General features: G+C 48.2%; 15 protein-coding genes. 13 read left to right on the top strand and 2 right to left on the bottom strand.

Features of this window, described 5'->3' with window-relative positions:
• Positions 1-14: 14 nt before the first annotated feature.
• The 4 genes from rplI to C7R91_RS21685 all read left to right on the top strand — a co-directional run bounded on the left by rplI (position 15) and on the right by C7R91_RS21685 (position 3,647).
• Complete coding sequence (rplI, locus tag C7R91_RS21670; protein ID WP_047070270.1) at positions 15-458, top strand: 50S ribosomal protein L9; 444 nt, start codon at positions 15-17, stop codon at positions 456-458.
• 24 nt (positions 459-482) lie between these two features.
• The gene (gene dnaB, locus C7R91_RS21675; protein WP_047070269.1) at positions 483-1,832 is read left to right on the top strand and encodes a replicative DNA helicase; all 1,350 of its coding nucleotides are present in this window, start codon (positions 483-485) and stop codon (positions 1,830-1,832) included.
• Positions 1,833-2,013: 181 nt separating this feature from the next.
• Positions 2,014-3,300, top strand: a complete 1,287-nt coding sequence (locus C7R91_RS21680) for an adenylosuccinate synthase (RefSeq protein ID WP_047070268.1) — start codon at positions 2,014-2,016, stop codon at positions 3,298-3,300.
• 131 nt (positions 3,301-3,431) lie between these two features.
• A complete protein-coding gene (locus C7R91_RS21685; protein ID WP_007720197.1) occupies positions 3,432-3,647 on the top strand; it encodes a hypothetical protein in 216 nt (71 codons plus the stop codon).
• Between the two features lie 66 nt (positions 3,648-3,713).
• On the opposite strand, the gene C7R91_RS21690 is transcribed toward C7R91_RS21685, so the two are convergent.
• Positions 3,714-4,169, bottom strand: a complete 456-nt coding sequence (locus C7R91_RS21690) for a hypothetical protein (RefSeq protein WP_083995087.1) — start codon at positions 4,167-4,169, stop codon at positions 3,714-3,716.
• A gap of 173 nt (positions 4,170-4,342) precedes the next feature.
• Here C7R91_RS21690 and C7R91_RS21695 point away from each other — a divergent pair, with 173 nt between their 5' ends.
• The 6 genes from C7R91_RS21695 (at position 4,343) to C7R91_RS21720 (ending at position 11,574) form a co-directional block, all read left to right on the top strand.
• Positions 4,343-5,839: a LysM peptidoglycan-binding domain-containing M23 family metallopeptidase gene (locus C7R91_RS21695; protein ID WP_047070266.1), complete on the top strand. Its 1,497-nt coding sequence runs from the start codon at positions 4,343-4,345 to the stop codon at positions 5,837-5,839.
• 233 nt (positions 5,840-6,072) lie between these two features.
• Positions 6,073-6,783 (top strand): response regulator YycF, encoded by a 711-nt coding sequence (yycF, locus tag C7R91_RS21700; RefSeq protein WP_047070265.1) that lies wholly within the window; start codon positions 6,073-6,075, stop codon positions 6,781-6,783.
• Positions 6,780-8,603, top strand: coding sequence for a cell wall metabolism sensor histidine kinase WalK (walK, locus tag C7R91_RS21705; RefSeq protein WP_047070264.1), 1,824 nt, complete (start codon positions 6,780-6,782; stop codon positions 8,601-8,603). The genes yycF and walK overlap by 4 nt, the downstream gene beginning before the upstream one ends.
• A complete protein-coding gene (locus C7R91_RS21710) occupies positions 8,600-9,982 on the top strand; it encodes a YycH family regulatory protein (protein ID WP_047070263.1) in 1,383 nt (460 codons plus the stop codon). Before walK ends, C7R91_RS21710 begins: the two co-directional genes overlap by 4 nt.
• On the top strand, positions 9,969-10,742 hold the full coding sequence (locus C7R91_RS21715) for a two-component system regulatory protein YycI (RefSeq protein WP_047070262.1): 774 nt from the start codon (positions 9,969-9,971) through the stop codon (positions 10,740-10,742). Before C7R91_RS21710 ends, C7R91_RS21715 begins: the two co-directional genes overlap by 14 nt.
• Before the next feature lie 43 nt (positions 10,743-10,785).
• Positions 10,786-11,574, top strand: a complete 789-nt coding sequence (locus C7R91_RS21720; RefSeq protein ID WP_047070261.1) for an MBL fold metallo-hydrolase — start codon at positions 10,786-10,788, stop codon at positions 11,572-11,574.
• On the opposite strand, the gene C7R91_RS21725 is transcribed toward C7R91_RS21720, so the two are convergent.
• Positions 11,569-11,805, bottom strand: coding sequence for a hypothetical protein (locus tag C7R91_RS21725; protein WP_047070260.1), 237 nt, complete (start codon positions 11,803-11,805; stop codon positions 11,569-11,571). The two genes, C7R91_RS21720 and C7R91_RS21725, sit on opposite strands and share 6 nt — an antisense overlap.
• 279 nt (positions 11,806-12,084) lie before the next feature.
• Between C7R91_RS21725 and C7R91_RS21730 the strand changes: the two genes are divergently transcribed.
• The 3 genes from C7R91_RS21730 to rlmH all read left to right on the top strand — a co-directional run bounded on the left by C7R91_RS21730 (position 12,085) and on the right by rlmH (position 14,620).
• Positions 12,085-13,317: a S1C family serine protease gene (locus C7R91_RS21730; RefSeq protein ID WP_047070259.1), complete on the top strand. Its 1,233-nt coding sequence runs from the start codon at positions 12,085-12,087 to the stop codon at positions 13,315-13,317.
• Positions 13,318-13,870: 553 nt separating this feature from the next.
• Positions 13,871-14,137, top strand: a complete 267-nt coding sequence (locus C7R91_RS21740; RefSeq protein WP_232773731.1) for a CxxH/CxxC protein — start codon at positions 13,871-13,873, stop codon at positions 14,135-14,137.
• Between the two features lie 3 nt (positions 14,138-14,140).
• A complete protein-coding gene (rlmH, locus tag C7R91_RS21745; protein WP_015894066.1) occupies positions 14,141-14,620 on the top strand; it encodes a 23S rRNA (pseudouridine(1915)-N(3))-methyltransferase RlmH in 480 nt (159 codons plus the stop codon).
• Positions 14,621-14,785 lie beyond the last annotated feature (165 nt).

The following is a 14,785-nucleotide window of genomic DNA, read 5'->3' on the forward strand; positions in this document are numbered from 1 at the left end:
AGGGGGAAACGATGATGAAAGTCATTTTTCTTCAAGATGTAAAAGGCCAAGGGAAAAAAGGCGAAATCAAGGATTTGTCAGAGGGCTATGTACGCAACTTCTTGCTGCCAAAGAAGCTGGTAAAAGAAGCGACAGATAGCAACGTGAAAACGCTCGACGCTCAAAAGCGCAGCGAAGATAAGCGCAAGGAGCAAGAAAAGCTGGATGCTCAGGAGCTGGGCAAAAAGCTGGAAGAGCTGACAGTGAAAGTAGCAGGAAAAGCAGGCGAAGGCGGACGACTGTTCGGTGCAATTTCCAGCAAACAAGTAGCGCAAGCGCTGGAAGATCAGTTTAAAATCAAAGTAGACAAGCGTAAGCTCGAAATGGATGCAATCCGTGCTTTGGGCGTGACGCAAATCAAAGTAAAACTGCACAACGAAGTTACCGTGACTCTGAAAGTACACGTTGTGGAAGAATAATGTCTCAATTGTGGGGGGTGTGACGTGAGCGACCTGTTTTTGGATCGTGTGCCGCCACAGAACAAGGAAGCGGAACAATCGGTACTGGGTGCCGTGTTCTTGTCTAAGGAAGCTTTAATCACGGCCATTGAGATTCTCCGCCCGGAGGATTTTTACAAGACAGCGCATCAGCGCATCTTTCAAACGATGGTGGACCTGTATGAAAAAGGCGAACCTGTCGATCTGGTTACGGTTACAGCGGATCTACAGGACCACAAGCTGCTGGATGAAGTCGGCGGGGTTACGTATCTCACGGAAATTGCCAGCTCAGTTCCAACGGCTGCCAACATCGAATACTACGCAAAAATTGTAGAAGAAAAATCGCTGCTTCGGCGATTGATTCATACAGCTACCAAGATTGCCAATGACGGATACTCCCGTGAGGATGATGTCACGCAGATCATCGCAGATGCGGAGAAGTACATTATGGAGATCGGTCAAAATCGCAACAGTGGCGGTTTTACACCGATTCGTGATGCCCTTCTGGAAACGTACGAGCGGATTGAGTTTTTGAGTCAGCGACGCGGTGATATTACAGGGATTTCTACGGGATATACGGACTTGGACAAGATGACTGCAGGCTTGCAGCGCAGTGACCTGATTATCTTGGCAGCCCGTCCTTCTGTAGGGAAAACGGCTTTTGCCTTGAATCTCGCGCAAAACGTAGCAGCTCGTGCGGGTGAGACCGTAGCTATCTTCTCATTAGAGATGGGTGCTTCTCAGCTCGTACAGCGTATGATATGTGCGGAGGGCAATCTGGATGCGTCCCGGATGCGTTCGGGTACACTGGAGGAAGACGATTGGCAAAAGCTGACGATGGCAATCGGTACGCTGGCAAAAGCGCCGATTTACATCGACGATTCACCAGGGGTTACTGTACAGGACATCCGGGCGAAATGCCGTCGCCTTCAAACAGAGAAGGGCTTGGGTCTGATCCTGATCGATTACCTTCAGCTGATTCATGGACGAGGCAAAGGAGATAACCGTCAGCAGGAAGTATCTGAGATCTCTCGTACGCTAAAAGGGATCGCGCGTGAGCTGAACGTGCCGGTTATCGCCTTGTCGCAGTTGAGCCGTGGTGTAGAGCAACGGCAGGACAAGCGACCGATGATGTCGGATATCCGTGAATCGGGGTCGATTGAGCAGGACGCCGATATCGTTGCCTTCTTGTATCGTGATGACTACTATGACAAGGAAACAGAAAACAAGAATGTCATCGAAGTCATTATCGCCAAACAGCGTAACGGCCCAACCGGAACGGTGGAGTTGGCGTTCTTGAAAGAATTCAACAAATTCGTTAACCTGGATCATCGCTTTCGAAATCAAGCAGGTTAATAGTTGGAATGGACGAAAAGTCGGAGAAATTCCGGCTTTTTTTTCTATATTGAATTGCCGAACATATCAACAATTAAGTATATGAATGTTCGTATTTAGCGTTGACATGGGGAGTCTCGTTTAGTAAACTTAGATTGTTTCAGGCCCGGAAAGACATGATAATATCAGGAGGTGTTTTTCGATGTCAACAGTCGTTGTCGTCGGAACCCAGTGGGGCGATGAAGGTAAAGGTAAAATTACAGACTATCTAGCTGAAAGTGCAGAGGTAGTGGCTCGTTATCAAGGCGGTAACAACGCAGGCCATACCATTATTTTTGATGGTAACAAGTATAAGCTGCATTTGATTCCATCCGGAATTTTTTATAGTGACAAGACCTGCGTAATCGGAAACGGTATGGTAATCGATCCGAAGGCATTGGTAAAAGAGCTGGACTACATTCACAGCTTCGGTTTTTCTACAAGCAATTTGAAAATCAGTGATCGCGCGCATGTGATTCTGCCATACCACATCAAGCTGGATGGCGTAGAGGAAGATAGCCGCGGTGCTAACAAAATTGGTACGACCCGTAAAGGGATCGGACCTGCTTACATGGATAAAGCTGCTCGTATCGGTATTCGTATTGCTGATTTGTTGGACCGCGATGAGTTTGCTCGCAAGCTCGAGCGCAACCTGGCAGAGAAGAACATGCTGCTGGAGAAAATGTACAACACAACTGGCTTTGAGCTTCAAGAAATTCTGGATGAATACTTGGCTCTGGCAGAAATCATTCGTCCTTACGTAACCGATACATCTGTTGTCCTCAATGACTCCATTGATAACGGCAACCGCGTATTGTTCGAAGGCGCACAAGGCGTATTGCTCGATATTGACCAAGGTACGTATCCTTACGTAACGTCCTCCAACCCAATTGCGGGTGGCGTGACTATCGGTTCTGGTGTAGGACCAACCAAGATCCACCAAGTAATCGGGGTGGCAAAAGCTTACACAACACGTGTAGGTGACGGTCCGTTCCTGACTGAGCTGAATGATGCAACCGGCGACCATATTCGTGAGGTTGGTTTCGAATATGGTACAACAACAGGTCGTCCACGCCGCGTAGGCTGGTTCGACAGTGTAGTCGTTCGTCATGCTCGTCGTGTCAGCGGTATCACTGGTTTGGCGATCACCAAGCTGGATACATTGTCTGGCATTGAGACCCTGCGTATTTGCACAGCGTACAAATACAATGGAGAAATCATCGAGTCGTTCCCGGCGAACCTCAACCTGCTGGCGAAATGCGAGCCAGTTTATGAGGAGCTGCCAGGTTGGACAGAGGATATCACAGGCGTTCGCAATCTGAACGACTTGCCAGAAAACGCTCGTCACTACATTGAGCGCATCACGCAACTGACTGGTATTCCAATGTCGATCTTCTCTGTAGGACCAGATCGTGAGCAAACGGTCGTTGTTCGTGGCATTTACGGATAAGCTATTGACTATATAATAGAAGAAAGCTGTCGAGCAGTCGGCAGCTTTCTTTTTTTTTGCAAGGGACAGACACGAAACGAGACCCTCTGGGCATATGGATAGACATAGGGAGAAATGGAGAGGTGATCATGATGATGGGTTTTGGATTTGACCAAAAGGCCATGAAGCTGCTGGGCAAAAATGTACAGGTAAAGATGATCAATGGCGTCGTCATCAAGGGAACCATGACTCATTTCAACAATGGCTACCTTTGCTTTATCACGACATACAAACAACCAAATGACGCCGAGAAAACGAAAATACGCAGACTTGCGTTAAAAGACGTTACCTCGATGCAAGAGGTGTGAGTCACAGATGTTCATAACGAAATAAGCCATCTTTCCTAGACATTTAGGAAGATGGCTATATTTATTTTAGACCATGCCTCCATACGATCGGATGATCTCAGTCGCAAGATCACCTTGTTCCTCTGGTACGACTGCCGTTAACAAGACACTGCGGTTCAAATTGTCATCGCCTCGATCGGCCATGCCGCTGGCGTCTGGATCTACTGCGGCCATGACGCTTGCATCCCTGCCGCTTGGGAAGTCAGCTGCCAGTGTCAGGTTGCCCAAGCTGGGAAAATCTCCGGTTATAGGATTCAGGATCTGTTCATTTCCGTCACCAGGGAATTGTCCAATTCTGTCGATCTGAATGATGGAAAAACCAGCTTGTCGAAGTGCTTTTTCTGCCTTTTGGGCATCATCTTCGGTGTGAAATCCTGCAAGAATGTTACGTTCCTTCACGTATATCAGCCTCCAGATATGATAAATGCTACCAATTGTTTGTACATATAGTGACTCTGTGTCTATTTTTTTATTCGACAGCAATTTACACTTGATGTTGTCGTTAATCTTATGGTAAAGTCGACATAGTTGGTTTCTTTAGGCAATTTGGCAGATAAATGGAAACTAAATTATGGGATTTACGACCTAGTCAATAAATTAAAAATTTTCAGGAAATGGAACGAGCAAGTTGTATCTGTTTTCAGGAGGGACAAGTTATGCATTGGTCAGAATGGAAGGCCAAGCTGCAGGAACGGTCATCACGAATCGTTCGGGATTGCAGTGATCTGGCGAAACGTACAATGAAACGTACAAGCTCTTACATCCAGTCGCATAAAAAACAATCGCTTTCAATTGCGGCAGGTCTGGTTTTGACGATTGCTGCTGGAGCATCTGCACAATACTATTACACAAGCAATGTCAATTCGGTCTACCATGTCAGTGTGAACGGCAAAGAGATTGGCGTGGTAAATGATCCAAATGTGATACATAACTGGACAGCAACCAAGCTGGAAGAGGAAAAGGCAAAAACAGGCCTCAACCTGCAATTGGCTGACTATATTACATTTGAAGAAGAGCGTGAATTCAAGGCATCGTTCAATAATGATGCCGCTGTACAAGCTCTGGCATCCGTAGCGGATATCAAGGTTCAGGGCGTTAAGCTAATGATTGACGGCAAAGTAGTAGGTTACCTGCCAGACCAGCAATCGGCTGATCAAGTACTGGCTGAAGTGAAGCAAAAATATTCCGGAGTTCCTGCAACGACAGGGAAAAAGGCTGTTGTAGCAGCAGCATCCACAGTCCCAGTCAAACCAAATCCGGTAAAAGAAGTCGCATTTAAAGAAAACGTAGAGATGCAAAACGAAACAGTCGATGCATCTCAAATTTTGTCTGCCGATAAACTCGAGGAGTTGCTGGTAAAAGGCACCTTCAAGGATATGAAGCACACGGTCGTAGAAGGCGATTGCATCGGTTGCATCGCGAAGAAATACGGCATTACATCAAAAGATATTTACGCGAACAACCCAGGTGTTACGGAAAATACCGTCCTTCAATTAGGACAAGAAATCAATGTAACCGCAGTTCGTCCGCTGGTTACTGTACAAGTCAAAGAAGAAGTAGATCAACAAGAGGTCATTGCTTTTAATACCCAAATTAATAACAATGACAAGGTTCCTAAAGGCGAAACGAAGGTCGTACAAGAAGGTAAAAACGGCAGTAAAACAGTTAAGTACGAAGTTGTGAAAGAAAATGGACAAGTCGTTAGTCGCAAAGTCATCAAACAAGATGTAACAGTGCAGCCTGTAACCAAAATTATGGAGCGCGGTACAAAAGTTATCCCATCGCGCGGGACAGGCCGTTTGAGCTGGCCTGCTAGCGGGTATATCAGCAGCGGCTTCGGCAAGCGCTGGGGCAGCATGCATAAAGGAATTGATATTGCCGGTGCTGGTTCTGTCATGGCGGCAGACAATGGACGTGTCACCTTCGCTGGTTGGAATGGTGACTATGGAAAATCGGTAATCATCGACCACGGCAATGGAATGAAGACATTGTACGGTCACATGAGCAGCATTAATGTGAAAGTCGGCGATGTTGTTAGCCAAGGAAAGAAAATCGGCGTAAAGGGTTCTACTGGGCAATCGACCGGCGTCCACCTGCATTTTGAGGTTCTACAAAATGGACGAAATCAAAACCCGATTCGTTACTTAAAATAGACTAGCAATTTCTGGATAAGAAAGGGCAACTCTTAGGAGGGGCCCTTTTTTTGCTGGCAGGGATTGAATGCCAAGCCCTTCTTTACACGGCGCACATGGTGTATTGTAGAGGAATAGTAACAATCGAAGTGGAATCCTTGATAGGAAGTTCAAAAAGTCAGGTTCTCGCCATTTTCTCGGTGCTGAAAAGCTGACTTTTGACCGAACTATTTTTAGAAAAAGGAGGGCCCAGGATGGCAAAACTCCTCGTAGTTGACGATGAAAAACCGATTGCAGATATTTTGAAATTCACGTTTGAAAAAGAAGGATATCAGGTCGTATGCGCCTACGATGGTGATGAGGCACTTGTCGTGGTCAAGGATGAGAGACCGGATCTGATTTTACTGGACGTTATGCTTCCAGGCAGAGACGGAATGGACGTATGCCGAACCGTTCGCCAAACGTATGATGTTCCGATCATCATGCTGACTGCCAAAGACTCTGAATTGGATAAAGTACTCGGGCTGGAATTGGGCGCGGACGATTACGTAACGAAGCCATTTAGTACGCGTGAGCTGGTAGCCCGTGTAAAGGCCCATTTGCGCCGTAACCGCCCGAAAGTGGAAGAGAAGGATAGCCAGCATGTACTGCGTGTGCATGAGCTGGAAATCGATTTGAACTCGTATACCGTCGAAAAGGTGGGAGAAGCATTAGAGCTGACGCACCGTGAGTTTGAGCTGCTGGTGTATCTCGCTCGCCATCAGGGACAAGTATTGACGCGAGAGCATCTCTTGCAGTCGGTCTGGGGATTCGATTATTTTGGCGATGTGCGGACGGTAGATGTGACCATCCGTCGTTTGCGGGAAAAAATTGAGGATGATCCAAGCCAGCCGAAGTACATTATCACGCGGCGAGGTTTGGGCTATACATTACGCAATCCTGGCATGGGAGGCCAGCCTGGATGAGGCGGCTGTTCAAAACTGTTCAGTGGAAAATGGTCATCATTTACATGCTGTTGATTTTGCTAGCGATGCAATTTATTAGCGCCTACTTTGCCCGGGAAGTCGAGAGCTATTACATCAACAACTTTTCCGAGGCATTGAATGGACAAGCTAGTTTGTTAGCGAGTTTGCTGGAAAGCGATTTGCGCCCGCATGACGGGAAGGAATCCAACGCCGAACAAAACCGCCAGGACATCGATAACCTGATCAACAACCTGGTAAAAATCAATGGAGCAAATGTGCAGGTCATCGATCAGACAAGAACGGTGGTTGCGACGACAGAGGACAAAAGGACAATTGGACAGCGGACCTCGCAGCCTGAAGTGACGGTTGCCTTGCTCGGGACGCGCAGTGAATCGATGCGGATCGACCCGAAGACGGGGGCGCGGGTGAAAGTATTGGCATTACCTGTTAAGGGCGATCAGATCGTATACGGTGCGGTCTACATGATCGCTTCGATGGAAGGCACTTATGCCACGATTGGGAAAATGAACGGCATCTTGGGGACAGGTACGATGATTGCAATGGCCATTACGGCGGTGCTCGGGGTCGTGTTGGCCCGCACCATCACCAAGCCTGTGAAGGAGATGACCCGTCAGGCACGATTGGTGGCAGACGGGGATTTTAACAGTAGTGTACGTGTTTATAGCGATGATGAAATTGGCCAACTCGGTATGGCCTTTAATCATATGACCTTGCGTTTGCAGGAAGCGATCTTGCAGCAAGAGGAAGAGCGTGAGAAGCTTGCGGGAATTTTGAGCAATATGACGGATGGTGTTATTGCCGCTAACCGGAATGGACAGATCATCCTGTTCAATCGGGCTGCCGAAGATATGTTGCAGGTGACGATGGCTGACGTCCTTCTCAAGAGACGTACCTTGTATGATCTGTTGGGGCTGCCGCCAGAAGATGAGATGTCGCTCTATGCGCAGGAAGAACCGCTTATCATTGAGATGACGCTGCCGAATAAGGAAGAAGTAATCCTGCGTGTGACGTTTACGCCCTTGCAGCACGATAGCAAAAAAATGGGTGGGATCATCGCTGTCGTAGCCGATGTGACGGAGCAGCAACGACTGGAGCAGCAGCGCCGCGAATTCGTGGCAAATGTATCACATGAGCTGCGGACACCGCTGACGACCATTAAAAGCTATGTGGAAGCCCTGCTGGATGGTGCAGTGGAGGAGCCGGAGCTGTCCCAGCGGTTCTTGAAGGTTACGTCGTCGGAGACAGAGCGTATGATTCGCTTGGTAAACGATTTGTTGCAGCTATCGCGGTTTGATTCGCAGGGAGTTCGACTGCATTGCAAGGAAGCGGACATCAATCGATTGCTTCACTATGCTGCCGATCGTTTTTCCATGTTTAGTGAGCAACAGGAGATTCAGCTCAGTCTGGATTTGCCGAGCAAGCTTCCGCCGGTTTACATTGATCTGGATGCGATCAATCAAGTATTGGATAATCTTTTGTCCAATGCGATCAAGTATACCCCTCAAGGGGGCACCGTGGTTCTCATGGCAAGAGAGAACCACAAGCAAAAGCGGGTCCAAATCTCCATCACCGACACAGGAATCGGTATTCCCAGCCGCGATTTGAAGCGAATCTTTGAGCGTTTCTACCGCGTAGACAAGGCGCGTTCGCGTGGTCAGGGTGGAACAGGTCTGGGATTGGCGATTGCCCGCGAATTAGTACAGGCACACGGTGCAGATATCGAGATTACGAGTGAATGGAACGCGGGAACGACAGTCACGTTCTGGGTGCCATTTGCCCAAGGAGGAAAAACGGGATGAAGCGGATGCTGGAGCCTGCCAAGACCGTCTTACTCAATCTGCTAGTGCTTGCCAGCTTTGTTTTGACAGCGATGTTGTGGTCGAATCAGCCCAATCTTCAATTTATTGAACCGGCAGAGTACACGCAATCAAAGCCAGTTCAGGAAAAACAACTCGTAGAGCTCGTTACGCCGGAATCTGTTGTTTTTCACTATGGGGAAAATCGCCATACGAAAGCATCCGCAACCGATGCTCCTTACAGTTTGATCGTGCGAGAAATGTCGAAATGGATCTTCCTCGATTTTTCTCCGCTCACCATCTCGAATGAGAAATGGGAAGATATTGCCCGGGAAAAGATGGGTTTGGAAGTGCGCTTTCGGAGCACGGTTCCCTTGTCAATTGTAGGTCGGCTGGTAACCTTTCGGGATGAGTTTGACAACCGAATAAAAGGAATTGACCGATTGTGGTTGTACTACGAAAAGGACGAGGATGTCGTCTACGCGTTGTTTTTGTCGACTGAGGAAGGTCGAATGATGCGTTCTCGAACATCGATCAGCCCTAAGGATTTGCGAGAATCGTATTTGGCTTCTGGTGATTTAATGCCTGAGCAAATCATGAAAATCGTCAAACCAGAGCGAAGCTTCGTAGATTTGGAAGGACCTGCGCTGCTGTGGAGCACTTACTATTTGCCAAAGAATCAGTTGCGCATGCAGCAATTCCGCTACAGCTACGTACCTATTACGAATGAAAGACTAATCGAGTCCTACTTTATCGATCAGTCACTCGTCAGACAAATCATGGAGCGGGACAAAACGGTTATTTTTACAGATGGCAGCAGATCGATTCAATTAAGATCGGAGCAGCAGGCGTTCACGTTTACCGACCCGGCGTACCAACAACGGGATCAGGAGCTGTCTGATGAAGAAAAAGTACAGAGTGCCGTTACCTTCATGAACAAGCACTTGGGCTGGCTTGATGAGTACCATTTTGAACGAATCAAGAAGAGCTACAATGAAAAAGACCTGATCACATTCCGCCAGTATTTGGGGGCCTATCCCTTGATTAGTGATGGGGAGGCCAAGCAAATCGATACGATCCAAATTACCTCAGAAGCAGGCCAGGTTGTGACGATGAGTCGTTCGCAGTTGGATTTGGACAAGTATATCGATAATAAAGATTGGATGATCATGTCTGGTCCGGAGTTGTATCAATATATTCGTGATAAAAAACTGGCGGATACGGAAAAAATCACGAACGCTTATTTGGCTTACCATACCAAAGTAGGCGATGGATACGTGGATCTGATGCCAATCTGGGTTGTGGAATTGGCGAATCAGGCCAACCTGTATATTTCTGCGCATACCAAACAGGGAGGAGGGAAGGCGCATGGATTGGAGTAGGACCAAGACGATTCTAATCTGGGCCTTTCTTCTCCTCGATTTGTTTCTCCTGTATCAGGTGTATGTGACACGCATCAGCCTGTGGAATGACAAGGAAGTCGCGCAGAGCGAGAAATGGAATACAGAGCTGTACTTGAATCAGCAAAATATCACATTGGATACAGAAGTGCCGCAGGATACACCGGAAATGTCCAATTTGGATGCGGAGTATGTCGGAATTAATCCGATTTCCTTGCATGAGATATCAGGGCTTCAGGCGACGGTAGAAAAGATGGCGCTGGCTGCCAAGCTGAACCCGCCCATGCAGATTCGTGGTCAATTGAATCCTCAGGAGCTCTTGCGTCAAATTGGTCCAAGGCTGATTTATTCCGATCAATACGTAGCCGATCCGTATCAACCGAATCAAGCGCGGCTCTTATATTGGCAGGTCTATGATAAAATGCCAGTATTCGTCGCGCCGTTGGAAATGTATTTGGACAATGGAGCGATACTTGGCTACAGGCAGACCTTTTTCCACCTTCGCAAACAGCAGGGGGAACGACAGGTGATCTCTGGTTATGCGGCACTACGCTCTTTGGTGGACAAGCAAATCATTTCACCAGGGGAACGGATTGAGAATGTGAGCCTGGGTTATTACGGTTCTTACGATGCGGATATTCAGACGCTGGTGCCTGTATGGCGTGTGGTTCACGATGGCAAATGGCATTTTGTCAACGCGATTACAGGGGCTCTGGAGCGTCCGATGGTCACGCAGCGCTGAATAGATAGACAGCCTGGGAAAGATACGGGAAGAGGGATGTTCGGTGAGATTTAGTGTGTTGGCAAGCGGGAGTACGGGCAACGCCATTTATGTGGCTACAGACCGTATTTCCGTATTGATCGATGTAGGGATTACAGGAAAGCAGGCAGAAGCGGCACTGGAGACCATTGGTGTCAATCCAGCAGAGCTCAGCGCCATTCTCGTCACCCACGAGCACGTCGACCATATAAAAGGAGTGGGCGTCATGGCGCGGCGATATGGATTGCCGATTTACGCCAATGAAAAGACGTGGTCGGAGCTGGACGGGCAAATCGGGACGATCAAGGAAGATCAGCGACGCTTCTTTTCTGTGGGGGAAAAGAAAGAGTTAGAGGATTTGGGCATTGAGTCATTCGGAATCTCGCACGATGCCGCCGAGCCGATGGGCTTCTGTTTTTATCATGGCAAGAAAAAGCTCAGCGTCGCGACTGACCTGGGGTATGTTAGTGATCGTATTAAAGAGACGATTCGCGGAGCAGATGCGTATGTGTTCGAGTCGAATCACGACGTCGAGCTGCTGCGCATGTCTCAGTATCCTTGGAGCATCAAGCGACGTATCTTGAGTGATGTCGGGCACTTGTCCAATGAAGCGGCGGGCGATGCTTTGCTCGATTGTTTGACAGGTGGGGCAGAACGCGTGTACCTTGCCCACTTGAGTAAGGAAAACAACATGATTGATTTGGCCCGACTGACGGTCAAAAACATCTTGGAGGAACGGGGCCTGTCTGTTGGTGACGATGTGCATCTGCGCGATACGTACCCGGATCGACCTACCAAGCTGGAAGAGCTATAAGCTCGGTTTGATCCCCGCTTGACGACTGGCGATGCTCTCTGTGAGCTTCGTGTACGTATCGATATGGAAAGTTAACTGTGTATCGAGCTCATTCACTTTTTCAGTCAGCTCGTCATGTGTCAGCAGTCCTTTGGCTACGAGCAGCTCGATAAGGGCATGCAGGACAAGCGTATTGTGGTAGTCTACTTCCTGAAGGTCAGCCAGCTTGGCGATGAGGTGGACTTCTTTCAAGTCTATCAATCCTTTCTATTTGTTCTGGCAGAAAAAGCTTTTAATCTATCATATCCGTGCTCTCGGAGAAATATTCCGGGAGCTTTTTTTATTCCACAACCTTTCCATAATTCTCACGCCATTTTGCCGAAAGCAGGTCGTATACTAAGGGTGTCAAAAGGAAACAGACATCAACAAAATCAATCATGCACACCAAATAAGGCGCATGTCACTGTGTATACGAGCATGAAAAACCTGCAAAGCTAGTAATGGTGGAAGATAGAAAGGAGAGTATGAATCATGGGTTTTTATGATGATTTAACTCACGTGGAGCGAAAAAAACAACGCGGTTCTAACATTGGACGTATGGTCGTAACGTCTGTAACGTCCGCGGTAATTGGGGGGATGGTCGTCCTGCTCACGCTGCCGACGCTCTCCAATGCGGGATATATTAATATGGTTGAGCCTGGGACAGAAAATGCGATAAGCAGCAATACCTCCGCTTCTACCCTGTTTGCTAAGCCAGTATCTGTAAGTGTGGGATCGGGTACAGTAAATGCGGTGAAGCAAGTAGAAAATGCGATCGTTGGAGTAATCAACATCGGTCAGCGCAGAAACAGTTGGATGCAGAACTCGATGGATGTAGAGCAGGGCCAAGGCTCTGGTGTCATCTTTCAGAAAAAAGGCGGAAAAGCCTACATCGTTACCAACTACCACGTAATCGATAAGGCGCAAAAGCTGGAGGTCGCCCTGCCAACAGGTGAAAAAGTATCGGCAAAAGTGGTCGGCGCCGATGGTTACGCCGATCTGGCTGTACTGGAAATCGACGCCTCCAAGGTTACGGACGTTGCTGAGTTTGGTGATTCCTCTACCTTACAGGTGGGTGAGCCGGCCATTGCCATCGGGAACCCACTGGGCATGCAGTTCTCCCGGACCGTTACACAAGGCATCATCAGTTCCAAGGAACGCTCCATGCCCATGGACTTTAACGAAGATGGTCAGGACGACTGGGAGCTGGATGTCATTCAAACAGACGCAGCGATCAATCCTGGTAACAGCGGTGGTGCCCTCGTAAACATCGAGGGTCAGGTCATCGGGATTAACACCCTGAAAATTTCCAAAGCAGGTGTCGAAGGGTTAGGTTTTGCCCTCCCGATCAATGATGTCAAAGTGATCGTAGACCAGCTGATGGAAAAAGGCACGCTGGAACGTTCTTACCTCGGTGTGCAGCCACTCGACTTGGCTAATGTGCCGCGCTACGAATGGAAAGAAACCTTGAATCTGCCTGACAATGTGAATGCGGGCGTCGTCGTCCAAACGGAAGTAGGCAAATTCTCTCCTGCGGGTCAAGCAGGCTTGAGACAATTCGACGTCATTATCAAGCTGGATGACAAGAACATTTCCACCAGCGCTCAGCTGCGGAAGTATTTGACGATGAACAAAAAGCCGGGCGATACGATGGACGTTACGTTCTATCGTGACGGTATCCAGAAGACTGCCAAAGTGAAGCTGACCGCACCGCCACAGCAGTAAGAAGCACTGACCAAGCTATTTTGCGGGCAGGCATGTGAAGGAAACAAACTTTGACTAACGGGCAATTCCGGGATGCATTTTATCCCGTTTGCATATATGCAGTATCTTGAGTTCCCCCCTCTATCTATTTTTAAATAGATCCCTTCTTAGGAGCGCCGAGCTGATACGGCGCTCTCTTTTTTTGTTGGTTGACCGGACTTTGGTGGAGGAGAGAAAAAAGAAGAAAACGCTCAAGTTCTTGGGCTACCTGCTGGGAAGCGGTTCTGCCCAGCTCCATGGAAAAAGAGAAACCCGCGTCCAAAGTCGCGCAGCTACGCAGTGTCTCAGAGGTGGACGCTAAAGGCAGGTTTCACTTTTTCCATTGCGCTTCGGTTGGTATCCCAAAGACTTTCGCCGTTTTCTTCTTTTTTCTCTCTACAGCTTTTAACGGTCGGTCGAAGGTTAAAAAACAAAAGCTATAAAATACAGGCGTATGCTTGTAAACTCATCGATGACTTTTTGCCTGATTCATTTGTTTTGTTGCTGTTCTGGGGTAGAATAGGAAGCGACATTAATGAACGGAAAAGAGGCATTTGATATGGACATGAAGATGAAAAGCTTGCAAATAGAAGGCAAGGAAGTTGAGCTGTTGGCGGAGTATCCGGTGCGGTTTGCTTGCATGGAGCATTTGGAGCAGGAGCTGGATGATTACGTAAATGATTTTGAGGCGGCGCCGGATACGTATGCGGCACAGGCGATTGAGGGTGATGGAGTAGACAAGCGTTGCCGGGAATGTGGAGAGCCTGGGCAGATTGCGCTTTTGAAAGAGAAGGGAATGTAGGGTATGCAAATTTCGATTATTACGGTAGGGAAGCTGAAGGAGAAATATTTGCGTGAGGGCATTGATGAATACAGCAAGCGCTTGTCTGCTTACTGCAAGCTGCAAGTGATCGAGGTCAATGATGAAAAGGCGCCGGAAGAGATGAGCGCGGCGGAGATGGAGCAGGTGAAGCGCAAGGAAGGCGAGCGCATCCTGGCGCAGATCAAGCAGGATCAGTATGTGATTGCGCTGGCGATCGATGGTCAAATGTGGTCGTCGGAGAAGCTGTCTGCGGAGATGGACAAGCTGGCTTTGCATGGGCGCAGTCAGGTGGCGTTCGTGATTGGTGGGTCGCTGGGGTTGGCGGATCAGGTGTTGAAGCGGGCGGATGCGTTGTTGTCGTTTTCGAAGATGACGTTTCCGCATCAGTTGGTGCGGTTGGTGCTGCTGGAGCAGGTTTATCGGGCGTTTCGGATTAGTCGGGGGGAGCCTTATCATAAGTAAGCACAAAGTTGTCCTGAATTGAAGCGTCAAAGAACAACTCAATGTCCTTGACGCTTCTTTTTTCTGGTCTATTACCTGTGTTTACTGTGATTTTACTAATGATAGAGTGAAGTAAATCCTTTTGTTTTTCTGGGTCTAATTTTCAGTTTTTACAATTAATAACAA

The sequence above is a fragment of the Brevibacillus formosus genome (genome assembly GCF_003013405.1).
Taxonomy (GTDB): domain Bacteria; phylum Bacillota; class Bacilli; order Brevibacillales; family Brevibacillaceae; genus Brevibacillus; species Brevibacillus formosus.

Excerpts from the sequence above, each read along its gene's own strand:
- C7R91_RS21710 (WP_047070263.1), top strand. The coding sequence starts at position 8,600 with ATGAAGCGGATGCTGGAGCCTGCCAAGACCGTCTTACTCAATCTGCTA.
- C7R91_RS21695 (WP_047070266.1), top strand. The coding sequence starts at position 4,343 with ATGCATTGGTCAGAATGGAAGGCCAAGCTGCAGGAACGGTCATCACGA.
- C7R91_RS21685 (WP_007720197.1), top strand. The coding sequence starts at position 3,432 with ATGATGGGTTTTGGATTTGACCAAAAGGCCATGAAGCTGCTGGGCAAA.
- rplI (WP_047070270.1), top strand. The coding sequence starts at position 15 with ATGAAAGTCATTTTTCTTCAAGATGTAAAAGGCCAAGGGAAAAAAGGC.
- C7R91_RS21740 (WP_232773731.1), top strand. The coding sequence starts at position 13,871 with ATGAACGGAAAAGAGGCATTTGATATGGACATGAAGATGAAAAGCTTG.
- rlmH (WP_015894066.1), top strand. The coding sequence starts at position 14,141 with ATGCAAATTTCGATTATTACGGTAGGGAAGCTGAAGGAGAAATATTTG.
- walK (WP_047070264.1), top strand. The coding sequence starts at position 6,780 with ATGAGGCGGCTGTTCAAAACTGTTCAGTGGAAAATGGTCATCATTTAC.
- C7R91_RS21715 (WP_047070262.1), top strand. The coding sequence starts at position 9,969 with ATGGATTGGAGTAGGACCAAGACGATTCTAATCTGGGCCTTTCTTCTC.
- C7R91_RS21730 (WP_047070259.1), top strand. The coding sequence starts at position 12,085 with ATGGGTTTTTATGATGATTTAACTCACGTGGAGCGAAAAAAACAACGC.
- C7R91_RS21680 (WP_047070268.1), top strand. The coding sequence starts at position 2,014 with ATGTCAACAGTCGTTGTCGTCGGAACCCAGTGGGGCGATGAAGGTAAA.
- yycF (WP_047070265.1), top strand. The coding sequence starts at position 6,073 with ATGGCAAAACTCCTCGTAGTTGACGATGAAAAACCGATTGCAGATATT.